At 72.1% G+C, this 26,979-nt stretch carries 20 protein-coding genes and 1 pseudogene; 10 read left to right on the plus strand and 11 right to left on the minus strand.

The genetic code is table 11. The features are described 5' to 3' along the window. Nucleotides 1-170: 170 nt before the first annotated feature. The 3 genes and pseudogenes from P3T29_RS15150 to P3T29_RS15160 form a co-directional block, all read right to left on the minus strand. Nucleotides 171-668 carry a SigE family RNA polymerase sigma factor gene (locus P3T29_RS15150; RefSeq protein ID WP_280716954.1) on the minus strand — a complete coding sequence of 166 codons (498 nt, stop codon included), beginning with the start codon at nucleotides 666-668 and terminating at the stop codon, nucleotides 171-173. A 90-nt stretch (nucleotides 669-758) separates the two neighbouring features. Then, entirely contained in the window at nucleotides 759-1,571 is an 813-nt protein-coding gene (locus P3T29_RS15155; RefSeq protein WP_280716955.1) for a hypothetical protein, read from the minus strand. A 630-nt stretch (nucleotides 1,572-2,201) separates the two neighbouring features. After that, nucleotides 2,202-4,142: pseudogene (locus tag P3T29_RS15160) on the minus strand (APC family permease); the annotation flags it as partial. Between the two features lie 628 nt (nucleotides 4,143-4,770). Between P3T29_RS15160 and P3T29_RS15165 the strand changes: the two are divergent. Beyond that, on the plus strand, nucleotides 4,771-6,450 hold the full coding sequence (locus P3T29_RS15165; protein WP_280716956.1) for an LCP family protein: 1,680 nt from the start codon (nucleotides 4,771-4,773) through the stop codon (nucleotides 6,448-6,450). 105 nt (nucleotides 6,451-6,555) lie between these two features. Here the strand turns inward: P3T29_RS15165 and P3T29_RS15170 are convergent, their stop codons facing one another. The 3 genes from P3T29_RS15170 to P3T29_RS15180 form a co-directional block, all read right to left on the minus strand. Further along, nucleotides 6,556-7,158, minus strand: a complete 603-nt coding sequence (locus P3T29_RS15170; protein ID WP_280716957.1) for a hypothetical protein — start codon at nucleotides 7,156-7,158, stop codon at nucleotides 6,556-6,558. Between the two features lie 208 nt (nucleotides 7,159-7,366). Beyond that, complete coding sequence (locus P3T29_RS15175) at nucleotides 7,367-8,374, minus strand: hypothetical protein (protein ID WP_280716958.1); 1,008 nt, start codon at nucleotides 8,372-8,374, stop codon at nucleotides 7,367-7,369. Between the two features lie 348 nt (nucleotides 8,375-8,722). Beyond that, the gene (locus P3T29_RS15180; RefSeq protein WP_280716959.1) at nucleotides 8,723-11,077 is read right to left on the minus strand and encodes a glycosyltransferase family 39 protein; all 2,355 of its coding nucleotides are present in this window, start codon (nucleotides 11,075-11,077) and stop codon (nucleotides 8,723-8,725) included. Between the two features lie 229 nt (nucleotides 11,078-11,306). Between P3T29_RS15180 and P3T29_RS15185 the strand changes: the two genes are divergently transcribed. Together P3T29_RS15185 and P3T29_RS15190 are read left to right on the plus strand one after the other, a co-directional pair. Continuing rightward, entirely contained in the window at nucleotides 11,307-12,608 is a 1,302-nt protein-coding gene (locus P3T29_RS15185) for a DUF4190 domain-containing protein (protein ID WP_280716960.1), read from the plus strand. 81 nt (nucleotides 12,609-12,689) lie between these two features. Then, complete coding sequence (locus P3T29_RS15190) at nucleotides 12,690-14,036, plus strand: serine hydrolase domain-containing protein (RefSeq protein ID WP_280716961.1); 1,347 nt, start codon at nucleotides 12,690-12,692, stop codon at nucleotides 14,034-14,036. Between the two features lie 96 nt (nucleotides 14,037-14,132). On the opposite strand, the gene P3T29_RS15195 is transcribed toward P3T29_RS15190, so the two are convergent. The 4 genes from P3T29_RS15195 to P3T29_RS15210 form a co-directional block, all read right to left on the minus strand. Beyond that, entirely contained in the window at nucleotides 14,133-14,594 is a 462-nt protein-coding gene (locus P3T29_RS15195) for a hypothetical protein (RefSeq protein ID WP_280716962.1), read from the minus strand. A 224-nt stretch (nucleotides 14,595-14,818) separates the two neighbouring features. Then, nucleotides 14,819-16,135, minus strand: coding sequence for an FAD-dependent monooxygenase (locus P3T29_RS15200; RefSeq protein WP_348532833.1), 1,317 nt, complete (start codon nucleotides 16,133-16,135; stop codon nucleotides 14,819-14,821). Nucleotides 16,136-16,202: 67 nt separating this feature from the next. Next, nucleotides 16,203-17,702 carry a glutamate synthase subunit beta gene (locus P3T29_RS15205; RefSeq protein ID WP_280716963.1) on the minus strand — a complete coding sequence of 500 codons (1,500 nt, stop codon included), beginning with the start codon at nucleotides 17,700-17,702 and terminating at the stop codon, nucleotides 16,203-16,205. A 214-nt stretch (nucleotides 17,703-17,916) separates the two neighbouring features. After that, entirely contained in the window at nucleotides 17,917-18,129 is a 213-nt protein-coding gene (locus P3T29_RS15210) for a hypothetical protein (RefSeq protein WP_280716964.1), read from the minus strand. Between the two features lie 233 nt (nucleotides 18,130-18,362). Here P3T29_RS15210 and P3T29_RS15215 point away from each other — a divergent pair, with 233 nt between their 5' ends. The 6 genes from P3T29_RS15215 (at nucleotide 18,363) to P3T29_RS15240 (ending at nucleotide 25,801) form a co-directional block, all read left to right on the plus strand. After that, entirely contained in the window at nucleotides 18,363-18,779 is a 417-nt protein-coding gene (locus P3T29_RS15215) for a YchJ family metal-binding protein (protein ID WP_280716965.1), read from the plus strand. 1 nt (nucleotide 18,780) lies between these two features. After that, on the plus strand, nucleotides 18,781-19,155 hold the full coding sequence (locus tag P3T29_RS15220) for a S4 domain-containing protein (RefSeq protein WP_280716966.1): 375 nt from the start codon (nucleotides 18,781-18,783) through the stop codon (nucleotides 19,153-19,155). Between the two features lie 108 nt (nucleotides 19,156-19,263). Beyond that, nucleotides 19,264-19,728 carry a MarR family transcriptional regulator gene (locus P3T29_RS15225; protein ID WP_280716967.1) on the plus strand — a complete coding sequence of 155 codons (465 nt, stop codon included), beginning with the start codon at nucleotides 19,264-19,266 and terminating at the stop codon, nucleotides 19,726-19,728. 26 nt (nucleotides 19,729-19,754) lie between these two features. Continuing rightward, nucleotides 19,755-20,651: an ATP-binding cassette domain-containing protein gene (locus tag P3T29_RS15230; RefSeq protein ID WP_280716968.1), complete on the plus strand. Its 897-nt coding sequence runs from the start codon at nucleotides 19,755-19,757 to the stop codon at nucleotides 20,649-20,651. Beyond that, nucleotides 20,611-21,486, plus strand: a complete 876-nt coding sequence (locus P3T29_RS15235) for an ABC transporter permease (RefSeq protein WP_280716969.1) — start codon at nucleotides 20,611-20,613, stop codon at nucleotides 21,484-21,486. The genes P3T29_RS15230 and P3T29_RS15235 overlap by 41 nt, the downstream gene beginning before the upstream one ends. Nucleotides 21,487-21,727: 241 nt before the next feature. Next, nucleotides 21,728-25,801: a Pls/PosA family non-ribosomal peptide synthetase gene (locus P3T29_RS15240; RefSeq protein ID WP_280716970.1), complete on the plus strand. Its 4,074-nt coding sequence runs from the start codon at nucleotides 21,728-21,730 to the stop codon at nucleotides 25,799-25,801. Nucleotides 25,802-26,089: 288 nt separating this feature from the next. Here the strand turns inward: P3T29_RS15240 and P3T29_RS15245 are convergent, their stop codons facing one another. Next, a complete protein-coding gene (locus P3T29_RS15245) occupies nucleotides 26,090-26,659 on the minus strand; it encodes an isoprenylcysteine carboxylmethyltransferase family protein (protein WP_280716971.1) in 570 nt (189 codons plus the stop codon). Between the two features lie 79 nt (nucleotides 26,660-26,738). On the opposite strand from P3T29_RS15245, the gene P3T29_RS15250 reads away from it, so the two are divergent. Then, complete coding sequence (locus P3T29_RS15250) at nucleotides 26,739-26,873, plus strand: hypothetical protein (protein ID WP_280716972.1); 135 nt, start codon at nucleotides 26,739-26,741, stop codon at nucleotides 26,871-26,873. Nucleotides 26,874-26,979 lie beyond the last annotated feature (106 nt).

Below are 26,979 nucleotides of genomic sequence, written 5' to 3' on the forward strand. Positions count from 1 at the left end.
CAGGCGCGCGAGAACTGACCGAGGCGCGCGGGGAACGCGGCGGCGAAGCCTGCGTGAACCCCGTGCGCCCATGACTACCAGTCGGACCCGCCTTTTGACCATGCCCTGCCAGGATGCGGACGGTGTGTCAGTGCGGACGGTGTGTCAGCCACTACCCGGCGGTGGCAAGTTCAACCGAACATCAGCTCGCGGTCCGCGCCGAGGTGGGCGCGGAGCGCGGAGAGCGCGCGCATGCTCTGCATCTTCACCACCGACCTGCTGACGCCGAGGATCTCCGCCGTGGTCTCCACGCTGTGGTCCTCCCAGTAGCGCATCAGCACGATCGCGCGGTCCCGTTCGGGCAGCAGGGCGAGCGCCTCCAGCAGGGTGAGCCGGACGGCCGTGGTGTCCGTCGAGCTCGGCCGGTCCGGCAGCCGGTCGGTCGCGACCTCGCCGGTGCTGCGCAGGCGGCGGTGGTCGACGAGGGAGTTGAGGAGCACCTTGCGGGCGTAGACGAAGGGGTCACCGTCCTTCCGGGCTATCCGGTCCCAGGCGACGTACATCTTGGTGAGCGTCGTCTGGGTCAGATCCTGGGCCAGGTGCCAGTCCCGGCACATCAGGTAGGCGATCTGGCGAAGGCGGATCGCGCCGGCCTCGGCGAAGGCGGTGAAGTCTGCTTCGTCACGCAATTGGGGACCCCGTTCGGTGCTGCGTCGGGTGGGGCGGGTGCGGGCCGCCGACGCCCGGTCCGGGCGTGGGCCACAACACCGCGCCAGGTATCAGGAAACCTCGGAGAGGCCGCGGTAACGATCGTTCGCCTGTTGGACGAAACCTGCGGCCATCTGGTTGCTGATCGAGGGATCTCCGGCGATCGCCACCGCCTGCTCGACCGTCAGCGCCGCGATCCCGGGCTGGTTCTGCCTGCCGTTCCAGGACAGACAGGTGCTCACCAGGAGCGTGACCGCCGTGCCGTCGGGGTGCTCGACGCTCACGTAGGTGCTCTCGACGCAGTTGTCCGCGAGGTGGCTGACCCGTACCTGCTGACCCCGGCTGTCCGTGAAGCACTCGTCGGGGAGGCGGCACGGCACCTGGTCCGTGGCGGTGCCGAGGAAGACCCGCAGCATCCCGGTGCCGCGACCGTCCGTCAGGAAGGTCTGGGCGGCGGGGCTCTCGCCACTGGTGGCGGCGAAATGATCGAAGGTTTCGGTCCGGGGCAGCGCCTTGAGGAGCGCCGCCAGCAGCGCCGGCCCGGTGGTACGGACGCTCGCCTCTGCGGCGGTGACCGTCGGGGCTGGGGCCGACGGTGTCGAGGCCGGGGTGGAGGAGGCGGCCGGGACACGGGTAGTGGGCGCGGCAGGCGCGGCCGCCGCGCCGAGTCGGGTGGGCCGTTGGCCGCCGGCCGGCCCGCCCAGGGTGACGGCCAGCAGCGTGGCGATGGCGGCCACTGCCATGGCCGACCCGCCCACGGTGGCGAGGGTGCGGATCCGGCGGACCCGGCGCCCCTGCCGGACGGCCGTACCGACCAGATCGCCCAGGGGCGGTGGGTCGAGCGCCGACAGTTCTTCGCTCAGACCGGTGCGGAGATCTTTCATCCTGAGGTGTCCTTCGGTGTCGCCGGCACGCCGGACGTCCGAGCCCGCTCCTCGGCGCGCTCCTCCTTTCAGTACGGGTCGGCCCGGCCTTTCGGTCACACCCGGCGGGCACCAGAATTACTGCTCAGGGCACGTCACCGGTCGGTGACGTGCCCTGAGCGGGTGGGGGGTGAGCAGGGGTCAGTCGGTCTCGGAACCCTGGGTCTTCGGGAAGAGGTAGTAGGTCGGGTTGGCGATCGTCAGGTAGCCGTCGGTGTTGCCGACCATCCCCTCGGCGCGCACCCGGGCGCCGGGCTGGATGCCGGTGACCGCGCGGCGTCCGTAGAAGACCAGCGTGATGCCACCGGTCTCGTCGAAGACCTCACACTCCAGGCGCGGCGTCCCGGAGACGGGGGTCACGTTGACCGACCGCACCAGGCCCTCCACGCTGGCCCGCTCGCGCCAGACCAGGTCGGCCACCGCCGTGGTGCCGTCACCGCGCGGTGCGGCCTCGATCCGGCGCGCGTCCACGGCGGCCGACGGCGCGGTCGCCCGTCGGCGCGCGGCGCCCGTACGGCGCCCTGCGGTGCGGTCGGCGCCGGCGCCGGCAACCGCCGGAACGGCCGTGGAGGTGCCGCCCCCGAGGTCCTCGATGGCCTGGCCGACGTCGAACGGCACGATGGTCGCGGCGACGTGCGGCAGGCGGCTGGCCGCCTGGGCGATCGCGTCGCCGACCCGGGCGTGCAGCAGCCGGCCGAGCAGCGGACCGTAGGCCCGCCGTGGGATGAGCAGCGTCACCTCGGCGCGGCCGTTGGCCGTCGCGCGCGCGGCGAGATCGGCCACGGCGCTGTGGATCCGGCGGTCGGGGCAGTCGATGACCTCCAGCGGTACGTCGGCGGCGCGGCTGGCCTCCCAGGTGTGCTGCAGCTGTTCGGCCTGGCGGTCGTCGATCGCGAAGTGGATGGCCCGGAGTTCGTGCGGGTGCAGGTTGCGGGCGTGGTGCAGCGCCTTGATGACGGCCAGGTCGAGGCGGTCGACCAGGACGAAGACCACGCTGCGGGTGCGGGCGGCGACGGACGAGGCGGAGGCCGGCGCGGCGCGCAGCGCGGCGCTCTCGGCGCGGTAGCGGGAGTTGGTGCGGATCAGTGCCCAGACGCCGAGCGGGAAGATCACGACGACGATCCAGGCGCCCTCGGTGAACTTCGTGACGGCGAAGATCACCACGACGGCGGCCGACGCGACGGCGGCGGCGGCGTTGACGACGACCTTCCCCGTGCGGTGCTTCTCCTGGCGGGTCCAGTGGTACTTCACCAGTCCGGCGGCGGCCATCACGAAGCCGGTGAAGACGCCGATCGCGTACAGCGACACCAGGCGGGTGAGGTCGCCGCCGGTCGCGATGAGCAGGATCAGCGAGACGACGGTCAGCACCACGATGCCGTTGGAGAACGCCAGCCGGTGGCCGCGCAGGGTGAGCTGGCGCGGGAGGAAGGAGTCCTCCGCGACGAAGCTGGCCAGGAACGGGAAGCCGTTGAACGAGGTGTTGCCGCCGGTGTAGAGGATCAACGCGGTGGCGATCTGGACGAAGGCGAACATCACGTTGCCGAAGCCGCTCTGCCCGAACACCAGATGCGCTTCCTGGGCGAGCACGGTGGGGCTGCCGGAGGCGAACGGCACCGCGTGGGTCTTCCAGGCCAGCGTGGACACGCCGAGCACCAGCACACCGAGGGTGCAGCTCATGATCACCAGCGTGCGGCGGGCGTTGGCGCCCTGCGGCTCGCGGAAGGCGCTGACGCCGTTGGAGATGGCCTCCAGCCCGGTGAGGGAGGAGCCGCCGTTGGCGAAGGCCCGCGCCATGATGAAGAGCGAGGCGCCCATCATGAGGCCGCTGCCGGGGTGGCCGATCGGGATCACGCCAGGGGCGTGCAGGTCCGCGTCACTGAGGTGCGGCAGGCCGCCGACGAAGAGCCGGAAGACGCCGACGACGACCGTCAGCCCGGTGGCCGCGATGAACAGGTAGGTCGGCAGCGAGAACGCCCGGCCGGCCTCCCGGATGCCCCGCAGGTTGCCGTAGCAGAGCAGGATGACGACGCCGACGGTTATCCACAGTTTCTCGTGGTCGATGCTCGTGTGCAGCAGCAGCTGGAGCAGCGAGGCCACCGCGTCGGTACCGGCGGCGGTCTGGACCGCCACCGTGACGATGTAGTCGATGAGCAGCGCGACCGCCGCGATCTGGGCCACCCTCGGGCCGAAGTTCTCCCGCGCCACCACGTACGAGCCGCCCGCTTTGGTGTACGTCATGACGACGTCGCGGTACGAGAGCGTGAGCAGCAGGAGCAGGGCGAGGATCACACCGGTGACGGGCATCACCAGTGCGAAGCCGGCCACACCGACCGCCGGGATCAGCTGGATCAGCATCTGCTCGGTGCCGTACGCGCTGGAGCTGATGCAGTCCGGCGCCAGCACGCCGAGCGCGATCGGCTTGGAGAGCTTCTCGTTGTGCAGCTCCGAGGTCACCAACGGCGGCCCCAACAGCGCCTTCTTCAGCCGGTACCCGAAACTCTCGGGAATCTCGACAGCCCCCGGGAGCGCTATCGGCTCCGTGGTCGCACTACCGGGGCGATCCGGCGCCGCACTCATACTTCGTCCCTTCGGTGTCGACGAGGACGCCCTCGTTGACCTGCGAGGTGATGTTCACCACCTCGCGTTGGCGACATGGTTATTTACGCCGCCTTAATGCACATGATCTGCTTAGCGCACGCGGCCGAGCGAGAGAACGGATCCGGCCCTTCAGCCCCTCATTCTTAACGGGAAATTGTCGTCTCCGAGACCCGGACGCCCCGCCACCGCCCCGCGCGAAGGCCGCGCCTGCTGATGCGTCAGACTTGTCACTCCGCCGTCGCCCGTCGGCCTCCGCCATGGGGGTCCCCCGGCCGGAGGCTGGGGGAGGGCGTACCGGGCGACGCGCGCGGACCATCGGGACCCGGCCGACCAGCCGGCGGACTCGCGGGCGCCGGCTCCCGGTGGGGGACGTGCGCCACAGTGCTTCTCAGGGAACCTTGCTAGGTTGCCCGACTGGTGCAACCGATGACGGGCCGCGCGGCGTCCCTGGCACCGGAACGGCGTAGCCCGAATTCGGACTGCCGGGCCGATACCAGCGGGGCACCGGGCCGCTGAAGGGGCGGGGCATGTTGGACCGGTCGAGGAATGAGGAAGTACGGGCATGACCGAGATACAGGCGGGCGACTCCCAGTCCAGGCGTCGTGGCCCCGGCGGTGCGAACGTCCCCCTACCGACAGGTGGGCGGGCCGCGGGCCGCACGGGCCGTAAGAAGCCGCGCAGGCGGGCCCTGCGGATCGTCGCCATCTCCACGGCAGGCCTCGTGCTGGTGACGGCCGGTGGCGCCGCGTACTTCTACAACAAGCTCTCCGGCAACATCCACAGCAGCGCGCTGTTCGCCGGTGCCACCGGCGACGCCGGGCACGAGAAGCCCGACGCGTTCGGCCGCACCCCGATCAACATCCTGGTCATCGGCTCCGACACCCGGGACAACCCCGAGGACTGCGCGATCGGCGGGGACTGCGGAGCCGGCGCGAACGCGGACGTGGAGATGGTCCTGCACGTCTCGGCGGACCGCTCCAATGCGACCGTGATGAGCGTCCCCCGCGACACCATGGCCGAGCTGCCGGCCTGCAACGACACCAAGGACAAGACGTCGATGAAGGCCCAGCGGGGCCAGATCAACAGCACCCTCGACTACGGACCCGGCTGCACCGTCGCCGCCGTGCACCAGCTCACGGGCATACCCATCGACCACTTCGTCACCGTCGACTTCAGCGGCGTGATCAAGATGTCCGACGCGGTCGGCGGTGTCCCGGTCTGTGTGAGCGACGACGTCTACGACCCGTACTCGCACCTCAAGCTCAAGAAGGGCACCCACACCCTCAAGGGCATGGCCGCCCTGCAGTTCGTCCGCTCCCGGCACGGCTTCGGCGACGGCAGCGACCTCGGGCGCACGGTGGCCCAGCACTCGTTCATCGGCTCGATGGTCCGTCAGCTCAAGAGCGCCGGCACCCTCACCAACCCCGGCGCCGTACTCTCCCTCGCCGACGCCGCCACCAAGGCGCTCACCGTCGACAACGGGCTCAACGGCATCCCGCAGCTGATCGGGCTCGCGGACGACCTCAACAAGGTGCCGGCCAGCCGCATCACCTTCACCACGATGCAGAACGTCCCCGACACCGTCAGGGGTGAGGACGGCCGGGTGCTGGCCGCCCCCACCGCGCACAACCTCTTCGACGCGATCACCAACGACCAGTCGCTGACCAACAGCAACGGGGACAAGACCGCGGCGGCGGCCCAGGCCACCGCCGCGCCCTCCAGCGCCCCCGCCACCGTGCCGTCGGCTCCGACGCAGCCGTCGGGCGCCCCCGCCGGGCAGATCGCGGTCCACGTGAAGAACGGCAGCGAGGTGACCGGGCGCGCGAAGGAGATCGCCGACGCGCTGATCGCCAAGGGCTACAGCTCCAAGACCACCGGGGTCAGCACCACCAAGACCTCGAAGACCGTCGTCACCTACGTGGCCGGCCGGGAGGCGGACGCCCTCGAGGTGGCCGCCTCGGTGGGCCTGCCCGCGTCCGCCGTCCAGCCCGGCGAGGGCCCGGGGGTCTCCCTGGTCATCGGCACCGACTGGACCAGCGGGACCAACGTCGGCGGCGCGCCCGCCGCGCCCACCCAGGTCGACACCAAGGCGGCGCTGAGCGACGCGAGCGCGCAGACCGCCGACGACTCCAGCTCCTGCACCCAGGTCAGCCACGAGGACACCGTGGCGATCAACGGCGTCGGGATGACCCCGGTCAAGGCCTACAGCAAGAGCCCCGACGTGCAGGACTCCGCTCCCTGACCTCCGGTCGGGCCGAGTAACCCAGAGGGGCGCGAGGCTCTGCTCATCGAGCAGAGCCTCGCGCCCCTGTTCTGTGGCTGATCAAGTGCCCGCTGGCGGACGCCCTCAGTGGGCGACGACCACGACGGTGACGGCGAAGTTCGCCAGGGCCGGGGTGCAGGCCATGGCCTCGCCGCAGCTGGTCCGCATGGAGGTGAGCTGGGCGGTCCCGGCCGAGCGGGCCAGGAAGCCCGCCGTGACGGTGCCGCAGCCGGACCCGGGGTGACACCCGGTACCGGAACCGGCCGCTCTCGCGGGGGTGCCGGCGGCTGAGAGGAGCTTGGGCGCGGAACTCGTCGGCCCGGCCCAGAAGGTGCTGTGCAGGACGAGCTGGACGGTGCTGCCCACCGGGACGGTGACCGTGCGCCCCGAGTCGTGCTCGGTCAGCGCGACGGTCGTCCCGGCCGGCGCCCCGGGCGTCGTCCCGGCCGGCGTCGGCGTCCCCGTCGCCCCGGCCACCGGCGTCCCGGTCGGCGTCCCACTCGGCGTCCCGACCGCCACCGCCGCCGATGGTGCTGTGGTGGGGCCCTTCGCCGGCCCGGGCTGCCCCGTCCCGGAGGCGCAGCCCGCCATCGACAGAGCGGCGGCGACGCCCAGCGCGACGGTGACGGCGAGGCGGGGCCGGCGGCGGCGTCCTGCGGTGAGGCTGCGGCTGGTCTGCGAGATCATGGTCTGCCTTTCGAACGGTACGGGTCCCCCGGCGCCGGATTCGGACTCCGGCCCGGGGGGACGAGCACCGATGTGACGCGGCCGGGCCAATACCGGTTCCCTCGTCCGGCAGACCGATTAGCGGACAGGTCGACGGACGGGCAGCTTGACGGACAGACGGGAGGGTCCCGCCGCTGCAGCGACGGGACCCTCCTGCTGTCCGGGTGCGTCAGCTGGACATCGCGCAGCCGCCGGCGTTGTTGCTCCAGGTCGGCTGCATGGCGAACGAACCGGTCGGCAGGCTGATCGCGCCGAGGTTCTGCCAGGCGCAGAGGTCGCCGTTCTCCTCGCCGTCGGAGGCCACCCAGCCGCTGGAGGGCTGGGGGTCCGTCATCGTCTCGGCGTACTCGTGGCCCTCGACGATGCTGAAGCCGTCGAGCTGGCTCTGCACCGAGCCGGCGCCGCAGCCCGAGCCGGCGTCGAGCACGTACGGCATGTTGGTGTAGGGCACGTTGCCGTTGTAGTCGTGCCAGGCGCAGAAGCCGGAGTTGGGGAAGCCGTCCGGGGAGGTGCCGCTCGGGCTCATCACGACGATCTGGACGTCGTTGCCGGAGACCCCGAAGTGGTCGGCGCCGACGTTCGCCTCGGCCGCGATGTCGGCCTGGGCCGCCGAACTGGGAGCGGCCGACCCGTCGTCCACCCAACTCCCGCCGAGCACAGCGCCGTTGAAGGACGGACCGGCGCCGCTGCTGTCGGTGTACTGGGAGGTGACGGTGGACCAGGAGTCCTGCGAGGTACCCAGCCCGCCGAAGAGGCCCTGCTCGTACTGCTGGACACCGTTGGAGTCGCTGTCCCACTGGTTACCCCAGAACACCAGGTAGACGGTGACCTGGTGCTGGACCGGGCCGCCACCGTAGACCAGGCCGCCGGAGGCGGCCGGCCGGGCTGCGGTGCGGGCCGTGGCGTGGCCTGCGGTCTGCGGCGTGGCGCCCGCGTGCCGCATGGGGACGACACCGTGCCGCCCGTTGGTCTGGACGTGCATCACCTGACCGTGCGTACGCACGGTGTGCAGGCCGGCGACGGAGCCGCCCTGCGCGGCGAGTGGCGCGGCGCTGCTGCTGGTGGCCGTGCCGATCAGCGTCCCGAGGGCGACGGCCGCCACGGCGGCGGTGTGCCGGAGCCGCCGGGAGCGGCTGGTGCCGGTGGTGGGGGTACGGTCTTCGCGCATGCTGCGCATCCTGAGCTCCTTTTGGTGCTGTGGGGGGAACAAAAGGGGCTTGCCGTCCGGAAGTTGGGCAGCCGACATCGTCAGCCACCGGAACGGGCCGGACGTGGTGCTTGGGGGTTGGCCAGAACTGCGGGCCGTCGTACGACGGCAGGAAGGTGCACTCTCCCGGCCGGAACTTGACCCGCGCTCATCAAAGCGCACGCCCAGGGTCGGCAACAATACTGGGAACACTCACAGCCAAGAGATTTGACCGGGCATTGACCCGGGCCGCCCCACCGGCCCGGGTGACGATCGCGCTGGGCCGCCGGGGGTGTCCGCCCGCCCGGGAGCTGGGCGGACACCCCTATGGCCACTGCCTCAGGCGGCGTTCCCGCAGCTGTAGAGCTGCTGAGTACCGACGCCCCCACGGCCGTTGGCCGCAGGCACTACGGGCGTCGCGCCCGCATAGTCGGCGGGCGGCACGACGGTGCACGTCGACTGGACCCAGGACACGATCCCTGCGGTCGGCGTACCGGTCGAGCTGCCGCCACCGAAGCCGGCGGCACCTCCGCCACCACCACCGAAGCCACCACCGAAGCCGCCGAAGCCACGGCCTTCGCCGAGCAGGACGTAGTGCAGCTCGCCCGAGCTGACGAACTGCTGGAACTCGTGAAGGGTGGGTGAAGGAACCTGCCCGGTGAAGCCGCCCATCGGCAGCACCTCCGCGCCCGTGGCCAGGATGAACGGCGAGGCGCTGCTCCAGCTGGAGGTCGCGAAGAGGTAGCGGGCGCCGTTCTGACGCGCCTTCAGGTAGTCGAACAGCGCCTGCTGCGACGCACTGAGGTGCTGCGAACCGTCACCGGCACCACCCTGGCCGCCCTGGCCGCCCTTGGCCATACCGGCCCAGGCGCTCCGGGCACCCGCCGGGGCGGAGGCGGACCGACCGCCGCGTCCGCCGGCGGGGAGACCACCGGGGGCCCCGCCAGGGAAACCACCGGGGAAGCCGCCACCGCGCCCGGACCCGGCGGCGGGGCCGACCGTGCCCATCCCGGAGTTGCCGTACTGGGAGTCCAGCACCGACGCCGCCCACGCACCCGGCGCGACCAGCATCGCGGCCAGGCCCGCCAGCAGACCCGCCACTGCCAGCCGCCGACCCGCGAACCGTCCCTTGTGGGAGGCGGCCAGCAGCGCGAGCGCCAGCGCGCCCAGACCGATCGCGGCGGGTGCCAGCCACGGCAGGAAGGTCGGGAACCGCCAGGCGAGCGCCGAGCACCACGCGACGGTGCCCACGATCGCCACCGGCAGCGCCCACGCCCGGCGGCCACCGGCCCGGAAGGCCCGCCAGAGCGTCACGGTGCCGGCGCCGCTCAGTGCCGCGAGCGGCGCGGCGATCACGCCCATGTAGTAGCTGTGGCCGCCGACGCTGCCCGCGCTGAAGACCAGGAAGAACACCACCAGCCACGTGCCCCACAGCACGTAACCGCCGCGCAGCGCGTCGGTACGGGGCTCGCGCCGCCGCCAGAGCAGGCCGAGCACCCCGCCGATCACGGCCAGCGGGTAGAGCCAGCCGGTCTGCGAGGCGAACTGCGAGGCGAACATCTTCGACCAGCCGCCGTCACCGCCCGCACCGCCGTACCCGCCACCGCCACCGCCACCGCCGCCACCCGTTCGGGTAGGAGCGGCGGCCTGCGGCGCCGAGCCGTTCAGCGCCGCTCCGGTCCGTACGTGGGTCTGGCCGTTGCCGAAGTTGCCGCCGTTGCCGCCCGTGCCGCCACCGGCCGGCCGGCCGGTGTGGCCGCCGCCGGGAGCGCCCCCGCCGCCCGGGCCGCCGCGCACCGCGCTCACGCTCCCGGTGTCGGAGGCGCTCAGCCCCACCGACGAGAAGCGGTTCAGGAAGTTGTAGCCCACCACCATGCTGTACGCGGAGTTGTCCGTCGTACCGTCCACGTACGGCCGGTCCGCCGCCGGGGTCAGCGTCACCAGCAGGATCCAGGACGCCGACACCGCGACGGTCACCAGGCCCGCCAGCGCGACGTGCCCGAAGCGGCGTCGCAACGTGGCCGGCGCCGAGACCAGGTAGACGGCCGCGAGCGCGGGCAGCACCGCCCAGGACTCCAGCATCTTGGTCTGGAAGGCCAGCCCGACCCAGACGCCCGCGAGCAGCAGCGAACGCGGCCGCGCTGTACGGGCGGCCCGCTGCGCGGCGTCCGCCGCCAGCAGCAGCAGCAGGGTGAAGGCCGGGTCCTCGACCGCCGTACGGAACAGCCCGGCGGCCACCGGGGTCAGCGTGAACGCCAGCGCCGCGAGCAGCCCGGCGTTGGCGCCCGCCCAGCGGCGCACCACCCGGTACATCACCAGGACGGCGAACACGCCCTCGATCGCCTGGGGCAGCGTCAGCGCCCACGGGTGAAAGCCGAAGATCCTGGCGGACAGCGCCTGCGGCCAGAGGAATCCGGGCAGCTTGTCGAGCGTGATGGTGTTCGCGGGGTCGTACGAACCGTAGACGAACGCCTTCCAGCTCTCGGTCATGCTCCGTACCGAGTCGGCATAGAACGAGTGGTACTGGCTCTGATCGATGTTCCAGAAGTACAGCACCGCCGCCAGCGCGGCGATGCCCAGAAGCACAGGTCGGGCGTGCTGCGGCTGGTCGGCCGGGGATCTCCACGGCGGCCGCCGGGAGTTCGGTGGATCGGTCGTGAACGCCGGAGACGCGGGGATGACAGTCGTAGTCATGGCTGTCACTCTCTGGCGCTCCCATGAGAATCCGATCTGAAACGACGCCTGCTGGGAAATCTCATACCGAAATTGTGCAGATTCTTTGCCGGAACGTCAGATCGTGGATGCCCGGCGGACGAGTGCGGTGGCCGGGTAACTCTGCGGCGCGGCGGGGCCGTGATCGGTTAGAGTCCGTCGTCCACCGAACACACATCCGAGGTGGGCCCAGCGGGGAGGAATCACACGCATGTCGTCGGTCGATGACGCGAGCGAGCACGAGGAAGCGGCCACGCCGACGGTCAGCCCGGACAAGGCACCCACCCCGGACGCCGGGACACCCGAGCCGGTGGATGCGATACCCGAACCGCCGAAGGACCCCTGGGCGCCGCCCACGTCCGACGCCACGCCGGGGCCGGCTCCGGCCCCGGCCCCCGGTCCGATGCCGTACCAGCAGCCGTACCAAGAGAGCCCGTACCCGGGCGGCCCCTACCCCGGTGGCCCGTATCCCGGACCGTACGGCTGGCAGCCGCCCTTCGCCCCCAAGCAGGGCTACAACGGCTTCGCCATCGCGTCCGCCGTGCTGGGCATCGGCGGCTTCATCTGCTGCGCCTGGTTGGCGGCCGTCCCGTTCGGCATCGCCGCGCTGCGGCAGATCCGGCGCACCAAGGAGAAGGGTCGGGGCCTGGCCATCACCGGTCTGGTGATGTCCGGCGTCTGGCTGGTCCTCACCGTCGTCTTCCTCAGCCTCGGGATCAGTGCCGGGGCCTACCGGGATGCACCGGCCCGGGACGTGGGATTCGGGGCTCTCAACCCGGTCGCCTGGTACGAGTTGGCCCCCGGCGACTGCTTCAACGAGTTCGGCACCAGCACGAGCAAGGTGAGCCCGACCACCTGCGACGGCCCGCACGACGGTGAGACCATCGGAACGGCCGTGCTGTCCGACACGACGTACCCCGGCGAAGCGGCCCTCAGGCGCGAGAGCCGCGAAGGCTGCGACAAGATGCTCAACACGTACGCCATGGACACCTGGTCAATGCCGTCCTCGGTCATCGTCAACTACTACTACCCGACGGAGACTTCCTGGTACACGACCCAGCAGAGCGCCACCTGCTTCCTGGCCTCGGCAAAGCACGAGAGGTTGACCGGCTCCCTGCGCAGCGACCGGACGACCCTGACCACCGACCAGTTCGCCTACCTCGCCGCCGTGGACGCGGACACCACCAACTCCCCCGACGCCGACCCGGCGGAGGACCCCACGGCCAACCGGCTCTGGGCGGGCCAGGAGGCGGACACCGTGACGAAGGAGATCGCGGCCCTCGAAGGCCACAACTGGAACTCCCAGACCGCCCAGCCGGTCGCCGCGTTCGTTGCGGAGCTGAAGAAGATACTGCCCCACCTGCGAGCCGCCGAGCAGTCCACCGACACCGACACCCTGTCAAACGAACTGCAGCAGGCCGAAGAGGACCTCACCCCCCAGGCCAAGGCCGTCCGAGCCGCCCTCGGCCTTGCCACCAGCCGGGCCGGCGCCCCGGCGGCCCAGTCGGTCTAAAGCTCCAGGGCGCCTCCAACCGACAGGAGGCACCCGCATATCCTCACTCCTGACCGTATGTAAGTTCGGGAAGGGGTCGGCATGCTGGACGAACTGGGCGGGCTGGGCGCCCACTGTGCCGAGGTGCTGGAGACGCACGGCTGTGCGTCGGCCTCGGTCGCGGTTGTCGAGCGGGGCGAGGTGGTTCTCGCCGAGGCGTACGGGCTGGCCGACGTGGAGAGCGACCGTCGGGCCACCACCGGCACCGCCTACCTGCTGGCCTCCGCCACCAAGTCGATCACCGCCACGGCGGTCTGCCTCGCGGCCGACGAGGGCCTGCTGGACCTGGACGGGACCGTGCCGGGCGACTACGCGTGGTCGGCGCCGACGATACGTCAACTGCTGCAGCACCGGGGCGGGTTCAGCGCGCACCTCGACTTCCACTACGGCGACGGCGAGCTGCCCGTCGACGCGGACCGCTACGCCAGGCTCTACCGGCAGCCGGGTACCGGGTTCGAGTACGCCAACCTCGGGTACCGGATCGTGAGCCGGATGCTGGAGACGGCCTCCGGCCAGGATCTCGGCACGTTCGTACGGCAGCGGGTGTTCGAGCCGCTCGGGCTGGCCGGCTGCCACCTCGGCGCCACCCACCCCGGCCCGGCGCCGACGGCCTCGCGGTACACGACCGACGGCCGTGCGTACCCGGTCTGCGACACCAGTCTCCCCGGGGCAGCCCTGGGTTGGGCGACCGCCACCGAGTTGGCGCTCTTCGCGCACTCGCACACCCGCCTGCTGAAGCCGGACACGGCCACCGCGATGCACACCGCCCTGCCGATCAGCGCCCACCTCGGCTACGGGCTCGGCTGGTGCGTCTCACGCGGCGACGGCGACGGCCCGGCGATCCACAGTCACGGCGGCGGCATGGGCGGGGTGGCCGCGATGATGATCACCGTACCCGAACGGGAACTCTCGGTGGCGGTGTTGTGCAACAGCACCAACAAGGCCGCCCGCGACTCGATCGTCGAGTACGTGATGACCAGGCTGGTCCCAGAGTTCACTCTCGACCAGGTGATCGTGGCGGGGACCGATCCGGTGCGCCCGCTCGAGCTGACGGAGGGCGACTGGGCGGGCTCGATCGACACGTACGAAGGCCAAGTCCCGCTGACAGTACGTATCCTGACTGGCCGTCAGGTCGAGGTCGGGCTGGGTGCGGACGGGGGCGCCACCGTTACCGCCCCGGCCGCCGCTTCGCGCAGGTGGGACCTTCAGGCCGTGTTGCCGCTGCAACTGCCCACCGCCGACGCCCGGATCAACAGCCCGAGCCTCCTCCTGTCGCTCCGCCTCGAGCAGGACCGACTCGCCGGGGTGGCCTGGGCCTTCAAGGACGGCGACACCGAAGGCCTGCTGGGAAACTTCCTCAGCCACCCGTGCGAACTGGAGCCGCGCTGACGGCCGAATCGCCAACTGCGTACCGCCGGACATGCCCTGCACTCCAACCGACCCGATCGACCCGCCCCACCGCCGGACCCGGGGCCGACCTTCCCATCAGTAGGGCGCGGTACAGGTCGTCACCCGCAGGGAGAAGTCCAGCGCGGGGCCGCCCGTGGCGCAGACGACGGCCCGCTGGGTGGTGACGACCCTGGGAGTCGTCACGCTGATCGAGCCCGGGCCCACGCTGGTCGCGGAGGCGACTGTCTCCCAGGGGCCGCCCCAGACACCCTGGAGCTCGACCTCGACGCGAGCGAAGGTCAACTGGTCCTGGTCGGCCGAGATCTGGGCACGGCCGACGATCCCCTCACCGTCACGGTCCTGCCAGACGCACGGACGACCGGCCACCGCCATACAGGCGGGCGGCGACACCGCCGCCGGCGCGGCCAGTACAGGGGCAGCCAGGGCACGGGTGGCCAGGGCAGGGGCGGCCGGGGCCGGCGCAGCCACGGCAGGTGCGGCCGTCGAGACTGCGATTCCCGCTGCAGCGAGTACGACAGCTGCGATCCGAGCGCGCATTTCATCATCTCCCTTGAAAACGAAGGCTTTTGGCCCGATGGGGAGAGTCTCGCACATCGTATTCGAATCATCACTGTGCGCTGCGTCACACCATGAGTGACAATATGGACACTGAAGGTGACTGTCGCTCGAATGGCTCCGCACCGCATGGGTTGGGCCGCGAGTGGGACGTGCCCGCCGGAATGCTCTCCCGGCGGGCACGTCCCACTCGCCAACGGACGCGGTCAGCGGGGCTTCGGCTCCGCCACCAGCGCGTGACCGCCGAAACCGGCGGCGCCGCCCACCTGTTGCTCCCACCACGATTCCAGCTGCCGGCTGTCCATCGACGCCCAGTCCGGGGTCTGCTCGACCTGGGCCCGCCCGAGATTGCGGCCGAGCGTGACCAGGGCCTGCCCGACCTGCCCGCGATCACGCTCGTACGCGGCGAGCAGCTCCCGCCACGAACCCGCCTCCCGCCAGGCCGATTCGAAGGCGAACGCGTCCTGCAGCGCCTTGGCCGCACCGCTGGTGTTGTGCGGACGGACGACCGTGGCCGCATCGCCGGCGAGCAGCAGCCGGCCGGCGGTGCGGTTCGGGGTTCCGAGGTCGTAGATGGGCTGCACGAAGGTGTGTTCCGGTGAGGTCAGCGCGATCACGTCGGCCCAGTAGGGCGGGAAGTGACGCTCCGTCAGAAGACCGAGGTAGCTGAGTAGTTCATCGGCCAAAGCACCCGGCGGGATGCTGGTCGGGTCGTCGAGCCGCAGCCCGGTGGCGGGGGGCTCGGCGTAGAGCACCCAGTTCACCATCGCACTGCCGGGCTCGACGCCGGGGATCCGGTAGATCACGCAACTCCCGCCGGGGAAGCAGACGGTGGCGACATGAGCCGAGGGGTAGTGCGACTCGACCGGACCGGCGCCCGGGCGCAGCACCGCCAGCCGCTCGGCGGGAAAGCTGCCGCGCCAGCAGACGTACCCGGCGTACTGAGGCCGCGCTCCGGGGCAGACCGCCTCGCGTACCACCGAGCGGTAGCCGTCGGCACCGACGACCAGGTCGAAGTCCTCCTCCACGCCGGACTCCAGCCGCACCCGGGCCCGGGAGTCCGCCGAGCCGTCAGCTACGCCACCTACCAGGCCGCCTGCCGGGCTGTCCGCCGGGCCGACGCCCGCCACCGCGTGGCCGAGCCGGTAGCTGACCGTGGCGGGAGTCAGCTCGCGCAGCCCGCGCCAGAGCAGCCCCCAGTGGTACGAGCGGAACGGGAAGGGCTGATCCCACATCAGCCGCCCGCGATCGGAGCCGTCCTGCACCAGCCAGTGCCGCCGCGTCAGCCGGTGCCAGGCGATGCCCTCGTCCAGATAACCGGCCGCCGCCAACTCCTCGTACCGGTCGTCGTGGACGCACAGCCCCACCCCACGGTCCGCCAGCCGTCCCGGCGTCCGCTCGAACACCACGACCTCGTCCGCCCCCGACCGCGCCGCAGCCGACGCGAACGCACAGCCCGCGATGCTGCCGCCGACGACGGCAACCCTTCCCCCACGCATGGCCACTCCCGTTCTCAGCTCCACCGACGCTCCTGACCTTACGGCGCCCACCCGGGATCCGGCCGTCCTTCCGAAGATCCGGAAGCCGGGATCAGACGGTCAGCGGCCGGTCCGTCGGAGCGATCGGAGCCGGGAGGGCGGTGGAGCCGGTGAGGTAGCGGTCCACGGCCGCAGCCACCGACCGGCCCTCCGCGATGGCCCAGACGATCAGCGACTGCCCCCGCCCGGCGTCGCCGGCCACGAAGACGCCGTCGGTGGTGGTGGCGAAGTCCCCGCCACGGGTGAGGTTTCCGGCCGGGTCGAAGGCCAGGCCCAGCGGGCCGGTCAGGCCGCTGGGCTGCTCCGGTCCGGTGAACCCCAGGGCCAGCAGGACCAGTTCGGCGCGGAGGGTGCGTTCGGTCCCGGGGCGGGGGTGGCGTTCGGTGGGCTCGACCTCGGTGAGGTGCAGGCCGGTGACCTTGCCCTGCCCGTCGCCCTCGAAGCGCAGCGTGGCGGCGGAGAACAGCCGGGGGTCGGCCCCGGGTTCCTCCGTGGAGGCACTCGGACAGCCGAGCGCGCGGGCTTCCTCGTGCGCGGCGGTGATCCGGTAGAGCTTGGGGTGGACGGGCCACGGCTCCCCGGCCGTACGGGTGTCGCCCGGCCGTGGGTTGATGTCGAGCTGGGTCACCCCCGCCGCGTGCTGGCGCAGCGCCGTACCCAGGCAGTCGGCGGCGGTGTCACCGCCGCCGATGATGACGACGTGCTTGCCCCGGGCGGAGACCGGCGGCTCGGCGAAATCGCCCTCCAGCACCCGGTTGGCCAGCGGCAGGTAGTCCATCGCCTGGTGGATGCCGTGCAGCTCCCGGCCCGGCACCGGCAGCTCGCGCCTCGCCGTGGCGCCCACGGCCAGCACCACCGCGTCGTAGCGCGCGCGGAGTTCACCGGCGGGCAGGTCGGTGCCGACCTCGACCCCCGTGCGGAACCGGGTGCCCTCGGCCCGCAACTGGTCGATTCTGCGGTCGAGATGGCGCTTCTCCAGCCGGAAGCCGGGAATTCCGTAGCGCAGCAGCCCACCCGGGCGGTCGGCCCGCTCGAACACCGTGGTCGCGTGCCCGGCCCGGGTCAGTTGCTGGGCCGCCGCCAACCCCGCCGGTCCCGAGCCGACGACGGCGACGCTCCGACCGGAGAGGCGGTCCGGCGGGTGCGGCGCCTCCAGGCCGAGCTGCCAGGCCTGGTCGGCGACGGTGACCTCGATGTTCTTGATGGTCACGGCATCGCTGTTGATGGCGAGCACGCAGGCGCTCTCGCACGGCGCCGGGCAGAGCCGCCCGGTGAACTCGGGGAAGTTGTCGGTCGCGAGCAGGTGCGCGCCGGCGCTCACCCAGTCCTCGCGGGTCACCAGGAAGTTCCACTCCGGGATGAGGTTCCCCAGCGGGCACGCGTTGTGGCAGAACGGGATGCCGCAGTCCATACAGCGCCCCGCCTGACCGCTGACGATCGGCAGCAACCCCCGGCGGGCGTGGACCTCGCTCCAGTCCCGCACCCGTTCCTCGGGGGTCCTGCGCTCGCCGAGCTTCCGGGGAGTGGTGAGAAAGCCCATCGGACCGGCCATCGGCCGCCTCCGTCAGTCGCACGGGAGATCCCGGCTCCACGCGGAGCGTGGTTTTTGCTACCCTACGTCCCTTTTGTTCGATTATCGATACCGGCCGACCCCCGTCAACAGCGGCCGTGATCGACATCGCCGTGATCAATACCGGTCGACCGCCGGCAACACCGGCCGGCCGCGCACAGCCCAGCCACAACTGGTCCGCCCGAGCCGTGGGTGCTCAGCCCTGTCGCTCGGGGGCGGAGAAGTTCGGGCCCCCCACGGCCTGGGTCAGCCGGCCACGGCCCTGGACGGGCAGCTCGGCGTCGGACACCGGCGGCTGCTGGAAGATCGCCTGGTCGGCGGACGGGAGCCGGTGGCCCTCGGTCTGCACGGGCTGGTCGACCGGAGGTTCGGAGAAGTGCAGCCCGAAGGGGCGGCGGTCAGAGCTCATAGCGCCAGTGTCGCAGCCCCTCCCACCCCATGGATACCAACCAGCCCGGTGGATCCCACATCTTGGTTGATCCCATCGCCCCGACGAAGCTCCCGATGGTCCCGATGACCCGATGACCCCGATGATCCCCGGACGTACGACCCGCTCGGCAGGCCGGGCCCAGGCTCCGGTGCCGCGCCCTGGTGCCGGGCCCTGGTGCCGGGCCGCGCCCGGCGAACGGCCACAATGGGTCCATGCCCCGACGTAGTGCGAAGCCGCGCCTCTCCCCCGCCTCCCCCTGCCCCTGCGGGCTGACCGCCTCGTACGCCGCCTGCTGCGGCCGGCTGCACCAGGGGCAGGCCACCGCCGCCACCGCCGAGCAGCTGATGCGCTCGCGTTACAGCGCGTTCGCCGCCCGCGACGAGGCGTACCTCCTGCGCAGCTGGCACCCGGACACCAGGCCGTCCCAGCTGGACTTCGACCCGGGACTCGCCTGGGTGCGGCTGGAGATCCTCGCCGCCACCGACGGCGGCCCGTTCCACACCGAGGGAACAGTGACCTTCCGGGCCCACTACGCCGACGGCGGCCGGGCGGGCGCGATGGAGGAGCAGAGCCGCTTCGTGCGACACGAGGGCGCCTGGGTGTACCGCGACGCGCTGACGGTGAGCTGACATGGCCGCCGACGACGGAACGGTGCGGGTCGAGAGCTGGATCTGGTCCGTCCGGCTCACCAAGACCCGCGCGCTGGCCGCCACCGCCTGCCGGGCGGGCCACGTCCGGGTCAACGGCGAACGCGTGAAGCCCGCCCAGCCGCTGCGCGCCGGGGACGAGGTGCGCGTCCAGCAGGCCGGGCGCGAGCGGATCGTGGTGGTCTCGCAGCTCGTCCGCAAGCGGGTCGGGCCCGGTCCGGCCGCCGAGTGCTTCGTCGACAACAGCCCGCCGCCACCGGCGCCCGAGGAGATCGCAGCGCTCGGCGTGCGCGACCGTGGCACGGGCCGCCCGACCAAGCGCGACCGGCGCGAGGTGGAGCGCCTGCGCCCGCGCTGACCGCCGGAGCCCGCACGGCCGACCGCGCCCCGGGTCCGACCAGGCCCGCAAGACCGACCGTGTCCGGGGTCTGGACAAATAGCTCTTACTAAGAGCTAAAATTATAAGGTGACCGGATCTGAACTCACCGACGAGCTGCCCGGACTACTGGCGGGCGTCCAGCGACTCGTCCGCCGACGGCTGCGCCAGGACCTGACCGCGCCGCGCCTGCGCGGGGCCCAGGTCGAGCTGCTGCGCCTGGTCGAGGCCAATCCCGGCCTCCGGGTCTCGGCGGCGGCCAAGGAACTCTGCCTGGCCGGGAACTCCGTGTCGACCCTGGTCAACCAGCTGGTCAAAGCCGGGCTGCTGCGCCGCCAGGAGGACCCGGAGGACCGGCGGGCCGCGCTGCTGCTCACCACCCCGGAGGCCACCGAGCGGCTGGCGGCCTGGGAGTCCAGGCGCAACACGCTGATCGCCGAGCAGGTGGCGGCACTCCCTGAGGAGGACCGCGCGGCGTTGGCAGCCGCACTGCCCGCCCTGCGACGGCTCGCCGACGGGGTGCGGGACGGGCTGCGGGACGGGAACAGGTCATGACGGACCCGACGGACCGAGGAGATGCCATGAGCACCGACGGCGAAACCCTGCCCGACCCGGCGGCGACTGCGTCTGCGACGGCAGCGGCGGTGTACTGCACCGGCCTGCAGTACGCCTTCGGCCGGACCAAGGCGGTCGACGGGGTGGACCTCTCGGTCCGGGCCGGCGAGGTCTTCGGGTTGCTGGGGCCCAACGGCGCGGGCAAGACCACCACGATCCGCGCCATCACCACCCTGCTGCCCGTCCCGTCCGGCATGGTGCAGGTGTTCGGCCACGACGCCGCCCGGCAGAAGATGGCCGTGCGGCGCCTGCTCGGCTACGTCCCGCAACAGCTCTCCGCCGACGGCGGCCTGACGGGCCGTGAGAACGTCTCGCTGTTCGCCCGGGTCTTCGACGTGCCCCGCCGCGAACGCGCCGCCCGGGTGGAACAGGCCCTGGCGGCCGTCGATCTGACAGAGGCGGCGGACCGGATGGCCGGGACGTACTCGGGCGGGATGGTCCGCCGGCTCGAACTCGCCCAGGCGCTGGTCAGCGCACCCCGGCTGCTGGTCCTGGACGAGCCGACCATCGGGCTCGACCCGATCGCCCGGACCAGCGTCTGGGAGCGGATAGCCGAGGTCCGGGCAGCGACCGGGATGACCGTCCTGGTGACCACCCACTACATGGACGAGGCCGACCAGTACTGCGATCGGGTGGCGCTGATGCACCAGGGCACGATCCGCGCCCTCGGCACGCCCGGGGAACTCAAGGCGGAGGTCCGCGCCCAGCGGTCCGACCCCGCCGACGGCCTGCCGTCCCTGGACGACGTCTTCCGGCACTACGCCGGGAGCACCCTGTCCGCCTCCACCGGAAACTCCACCGGAAAGGAAGGTGAGTTCGGCGATGTCCGTCGTACCCGCCGCACCGCTTCCCGCGTCGGCTGAACCCGACGAGTCGGCCGCCGCCACCGGCAGCCGCTTCGGCCTGCTGCTCGTGCCGCCACCGGCGCGTACGGGCTGGCGGCTGGTACCCGCCCGGGTGCTGGCGCTGTGCGTCGTCGAGCTCCAGAAGCTGCGCCACGACCGTACCGAGATCTACACCCGGGCCGTCCAGCCGGCCCTCTGGTTGCTGATCTTCGGCGAGACCTTCACCCGGCTGAAGGCGATCCCGACCAACGGCATCCCCTACCTCGACTACCTGGCCCCCGGGATCATCGCCCAGTCCGCGATGTTCATCGCGATCTTCTACGGCATCCTGATCATCTGGGAGCGCGACTCCGGGGTGCTCACCAAGCTGCTGGTCACGCCCACCCCACGAGCCGCGCTGGTCACCGGCAAGGCCTTCGCGGCCGGGGTGAAGGCCGTGCTCCAGGCCGCCGTGGTGATCGTCATCGCCGCACTGCTCGGGGTCTCGCTCACCTGGAACCCGCTGAAGCTGCTCGGGGTCGTGGTGGTGGTGCTGCTCGGCTCCGCGTTCTTCTCCTGCCTCTCCATGACGATCGCCGGCATCGTGCTCACCCGGGACCGGCTGATGGGCATCGGCCAGGCCATCACCATGCCGCTCTTCTTCGGCTCCAACGCCCTCTACCCGGTCGCCCTGATGCCGGGCTGGCTCCAGGTCGTCAGCCGGGTCAACCCCCTCAGCTACCAGGTCGACGCCCTGCGCGGCCTGCTCATCGGCACCCACTCCCACCTGGGCACCGACTTCGCCGTCCTCGCCTTCGCCACCGTCCTCGGCATCACCTCCGCGTCCGCCCTCCTCGGCCGCCTGGCCCGCTGACCACCAGCCGCGCGCGGCGGCGTTCGGCGCCGCGCAGAGCCGTTCAGATCAGGTATACCCGCAGGTCACATGCCATTGTCACGCACCGCACCCGGAGCCGCTCGAACAGTGAGATATCCACCACACTCCACCGGTGGAACCGAAACGGCGGGTCCGTCAGAACCACTGTGAGAGAAGGGGCCTGACGGGCTCAAGGGGGTTCTGTGGCCAGTGGGACCCCGATTCTCCTTACAGTTTTCTCATGTTTAGTGCCGATGATGTCGGGATGGACAAGAGCGCCCAAATCCCACCATCGAGCGGTTACCCCCTCTTGGACAACCAGTACATATCGAACACTGCGGGCAACGCTGCGGACCCGTTCGGCTGGCAGACCCCCGGCACGGGCGCCGGCGCGATCTGGCCGGTCGAGGCCGCCGCCCCGGTGCGGACGCTGGTGGACGTCTTCGAGGCGGCGGTGGCCCACTGCCCCGACGCCGCCGCGCTCGACGCGGCCGGGACCGTCCTCAGCTACCGCGACCTGCACCGGACGGTCGGCAACCTCGCGTCCACGCTGGCCGGCTACGGCATCGGACCCGGCGACCGGGTCGGCGTCCGGGTCCCGTCCGGCACCGCCGACCTGTACGTCGCGATCCTCGCCGTGCTCTGCGCCGGAGCCGCCTACGTCCCGGTGGACGTGGACGACCCGGACGAGCGGGCCGAGATGATCTGGACCGACGCCGCCGTCTGCGCGGTGATCACCGCAGGCTGCACCGTCACCGGCACGCCGCACGCGATGCCCGGCGGACGCCCCGGGCGGCCCGGCCCGCAGGACGACGCCTGGATCATCTTCACCTCCGGCACCACCGGCCGCCCCAAGGGCGTCGCCGTCTCGCACCGCTCCGCCGCCGCGTTCATCGACGCCGAGGCGCGGATCTTCCTGCCGGAGAACCCGCTCGGCCCCGGCGACCGGGTGCTCGCCGGGCTCTCGGTGGCGTTCGACGCCTCCTGCGAGGAGATGTGGCTGGCCTGGCGGCACGCCGCCTGCCTCGTCCCGGCCCCCCGCTCGCTGGTCCGGGCCGGTACCGACCTCGGCCCGTGGCTGGTGGAGCGCGGCATCACCGTGGTCTCCACCGTGCCGACCCTGGTCGCGCTCTGGCCGCCGCAGGCGCTGGACCGGGTCCGGCTGCTGATCGTCGGCGGCGAGGCGTGCCCGGCCGAGCTGGTCGACCGCCTCGACACGCCCGGCCGCGAGTTCTGGAACACCTACGGCCCCACCGAGACCACCGTCGTCGCCTGCGCCTCGCGGATGCGCGCCGGGCAGCCGGTGCGGATCGGCGCGCCGCTGGCCGGCTGGGAGCTGGCCGTCGTCAACAGCGAGGGCAAGCCCGTCGCCTGGGGCGAGACCGGCGAGCTGCTGATCGGCGGGGTGGGCACCGCCCGCTACCTCGACCCGGCCAAGGACGCCGAGAAGTTCCCGCCCCACCCCGCCCTGCGCACCCCCCGCGTCTACCGCAGCGGTGACATGGTCCGCGCCGAGCCCGAGGGCCTGGTCTTCGTCGGCCGCATCGACGAGCAGATCAAGCTCGGCGGCCGCCGGATCGAACTCGGCGAGGTCGACGCCGCCCTACAGGCCCTGCCCGGCGTCCGCGCTGCGGCCGCCGCTGTCCAGAACACCCAGGCGGGCGGCCAGCTGCTGGTCGGCTACCTGGTACTGGAGCCCGGCGCACACTTTGACCAGGCCGAGGCCCGCCGGCTGCTGCTGGAGCGGCTGCCGCAGTCCCTGGTCCCGGTCCTCGGCGTGGTCGACGACCTGCCCACCCGTACGTCCGGCAAGGTCGACCGCAAGGCCCTGCCGTGGCCGCTGCCCGGTCTGGGCGGCGACGACGCGGACAGCGGCCCGCCGCTGACCGGCACCGCCGGGTGGCTGGCCGAGCAGTGGCAGAAGCTGCTCGGCCTTCCGGTGCGCGCCGACAGCGACTTCTTCGCGCTCGGCGGCACCAGCCTGGCCGCCGCCACCCTGGTCTCGCTGCTGCGCGAGCGGTACCCCGAGGTGTCGGTCGCCGACCTCTACCACCACCCCGGCCTGCAGGCCCTGGCCGAGCGCCTGGACAGCATGGGCGGCCGCCAGGAGAGCAGACGCGAGGTACGGCCCACACCGCGCCGCGCCGGATTCGTCCAGCTGATCGTGATGGCCGTCCTGTTCACCGTCACCGGCGCCCGCTGGCTGATCGGCCTGGCCACCGTGGACAACCTGATGGGCCCACTGCCCTGGACCCCGCACACCTCCTGGTGGCTGATCGGCGGCGCCTGGCTGGTGCTGTCCAGCTCGCTCGGCCGGATGCTGATCGGCGCGGCCGGCGCCCGGCTGCTCACCGCCGGGATGCGGCCCGGCAGCTACCCGCGCGGCGGCGCGACCCACCTGCGGCTGTGGACGGCCGAACGGCTGGTCGCGGTCTTCAACGTGGCCGCCGTGACCGGCACGCCGCTGGCCCGGCGCTACGCGCGTCTACTGGGCAACAAGGTCGGCACGGACGTCGACCTGCACACCATGCCGCCCGTGACGGGCATGGCGACGTTCGGCGACGGCTGCAGCGTCGAGGCCGAGGTCGACGTCGCCGGTTGGTGGCTGGACGGCGACATCCTGCACCTGGGTGCGGTCCGGATAGGCGCGGGTGCCCGGGTGGGGACCCGCAGCATGATGATGCCCGGCGCCGAGGTGGGCGTCGGCGCCGAGGTCGCCCCCGGCAGCTGCGTCACCGGTCACGTCCCGGCCTGGCAGTACTGGCACGGCTCGCCCGCACGCGCCGAGCCCGGCAACGACATCGCCGGCCAGGGCTGGCCCGAGCCCGAGCAGCACCGCTCCCGATTCTGGGACCTGATGTACACGGTCGCGCTGCCCGGCCTCCAGCTGGTGCCGCTGCTCTCCGCGCTGCCCGCGCTGGTGGTGCTGTACTCGCTGGTGGGCAAGGACCGTTCGTATACAAGCGCCTTCATGCACGTGCTGCTCGCCGCCGGACCGCTCGCCGTGGTCACCCTGCTCTCCTACGCGACGCTGCTCGCGATCGTGATCCGGCTGTTCGGCCGGGCCCTCAAGCCCGGTGTGCACCCGGCACACGGCCGGGTCGCCTGGTGCGCCTGGCTGGTGCACCGGCTGATGGACACCTCGCGCTCGACCCTCTTCCCGTTCTACGCCTCGCTCTTCACCCCCGTCTGGCTGCGGATCCTGGGCGCGAAGATCGGCCGCCGGGTGGAGGCCTCCACCGTGATCGGGCTGCCGGGCCTGATGAACGTGGCCGACGGCGCCTTCCTCGCCGACGACACCATGGTCGCGCCATTCGAGGTGCGCGGCGGCTGGCTCTGGCTCGGGCGCTCGTACGTCGGCCGCCGGACCTTCGTCGGCAACTCGGGCATCGTCGGCCCGGAGCGCAGGCTGCCGGACAACACGCTGGTCGGCGTGCTCTCCGACGCACCGCCGGAGGCCCAGGAGGGCTCCTCCTGGCTGGGCCGCCCCGGCTTCGCGATCGCCCGCGCCGCCGAGCAGGGCAACAGCGCCCGCACCTACGACCCGCCGAAGCGGCTGGTCTGGGCCCGGGCTGCGGTCGAGGTATGCAGAATCGTTCCTGTCCTGATCGCGGTGATCCTCGGCGACCTGACCGTGGCCGCGCTCCAGGAGATGCTGGACATCGACGGCCTGTGGCTCACCGTGGCCTGTGCCGGGCTGGTGCTGTTCGCCATCGGCGTGCTCGCCTGCGTGATCACCACCGCCGCCAAGTGGCTGCTGGTCGGACGCTTCAGGGAGAGCGAACACCCGCTCTGGAGCTCCTTCGTCTGGCGCAACGAGCTCTACGACGTCTTCGTCGAGGAGCTGGCGATGCCCGCGCTCGGCACGGCCGCGACCGGCACGCCGCTGCTCAACATGTGGCTGCGCAGCGTGGGCGCGAAGATCGGGCGTGGCGTGTGGTGCGAGTCGCACTGGCTGCCGGAGACCGACCTCGTGACGCTGGAGGCCGGGGTGAGCATCAACCGGGGTGTGGTGGTGCAGACGCACCTCTTCCACGACCGGCTGATGCGGCTCGGCTCGATCCACCTGGACGAGGGTGCCACCGTCGGACCGCACTCCATCGTGCTGCTGGACTCGACGATGGGCGAGGGCGCCGTCGCCGGCCCCTCCTCGCTGGTCATGCGCGGCGAGTCGGTACCGGGCGGCACCCGTTGGCTGGGCAACCCCGTCGCCGCCTGGCCCGCCGACCCGCCGGCCACCGCCGGCCAGCGCCCGCCGGGCCACCGCCGCGCCGGGCGGCAGCTCCGGCGCGACGAGGTCGGGCAGGCGGTCTGACCCGGCCGGGGGCTGACCCGCGAGTGCGACCGAAGTCGCAGTCGCGGGTCAGCCCCCGGTCTGACGCGCGGTCCGTTCACCGGCCGTAGGCTGCCTCGTGGGGATGCGGGAAGAGCGGCCGGGGCGACATCCACCGGGTGTCGACCGGCGTGCGACGGACGTCGCCCCGGCCCTCGGGCTCGCTCGGGCCCGCCAGGGTCAGGGGCTCGTGCCCGCCAGGGTCAGGGGCTCGTGCCCGCCAGGGTCAGGGGCTCGTGCCCGGAGGCCGGGGCGCCCGGGTGAGCGCACTCAGTAGACGAACGGCAGCAGACGCTTGGTGCCTCGGCGGTAGTCGGCGTACTGGCCGCCGAAGGCGGTGAGCAGGAGCCTCTCCTCGGCGTCGATCCGCCAGGTGTAGGCCGACAGGAGCAGCGCGGCGACCGCGACGGTGGCGATCCAGTTGCCGAGGCCGAGGGAGTAGCCCGTCCAGACCAGCAGGCTGCCGCAGTAGCCGGGGTGCCGGATCAGGCGGTACGGGCCCGACCGGACCACGCTCTGGCCGTCGGTGGTGCGCAGCGTGCGGGTGTAGAAGCTGCCGAGGGTCTGCATGCCCCAGGCCCGTAGGGCGAGGCCGGCGACGATCGCCGCCACCCCGGCCCAGCTCCAGCCGGCCGGGACCCGGCCGGTGGTGGTCGTGGACAGGACGATGTTGAGCAGTACGGCGGCGGCATAGGAGCCGAGCAGCAGCCGGGTGCTGCCCCGGTCGCCGCTGTCGCCGTGCCAACTGGCTGCGTCGGAGTCCGCCCGGCGGCGCAGGATCACCTCGTAACCCACCCACAGCAGGATTCCGAGGATGGAGAGCAGCTTCGGCAATGCCATCGAGCACCTCTTGCGTTCGGTCCGGTCGCTGTGCCCAGCGTGACGCGGGCGCGGCGCCGGAGCCAGCTCCCCCGGGTGGGTGTCGGCTCTCCACCCGGGGGTGGAGCAGGAACAGCGGGCGCACCGGCGGTGGTACTTCTGGCTGCGCGAGGACTCCGGACGCAAGGTCAGCAAGCGCTACACCGCCGAGGATCTGCGGGCCCGCTGCCCCTGACCGCCCCCAACCCGCCACACCTTCGGACGCGACCGGCGACGGCGCACTACGCTCACTCCAGGACCCCGATCAGGACCCCGATCAGCGCCACGGTCAGATCCGACCA

It is taken from the genome of Kitasatospora sp. MAP5-34 (genome assembly GCF_029894335.1).
Lineage (GTDB): Bacteria > Actinomycetota > Actinomycetes > Streptomycetales > Streptomycetaceae > Kitasatospora.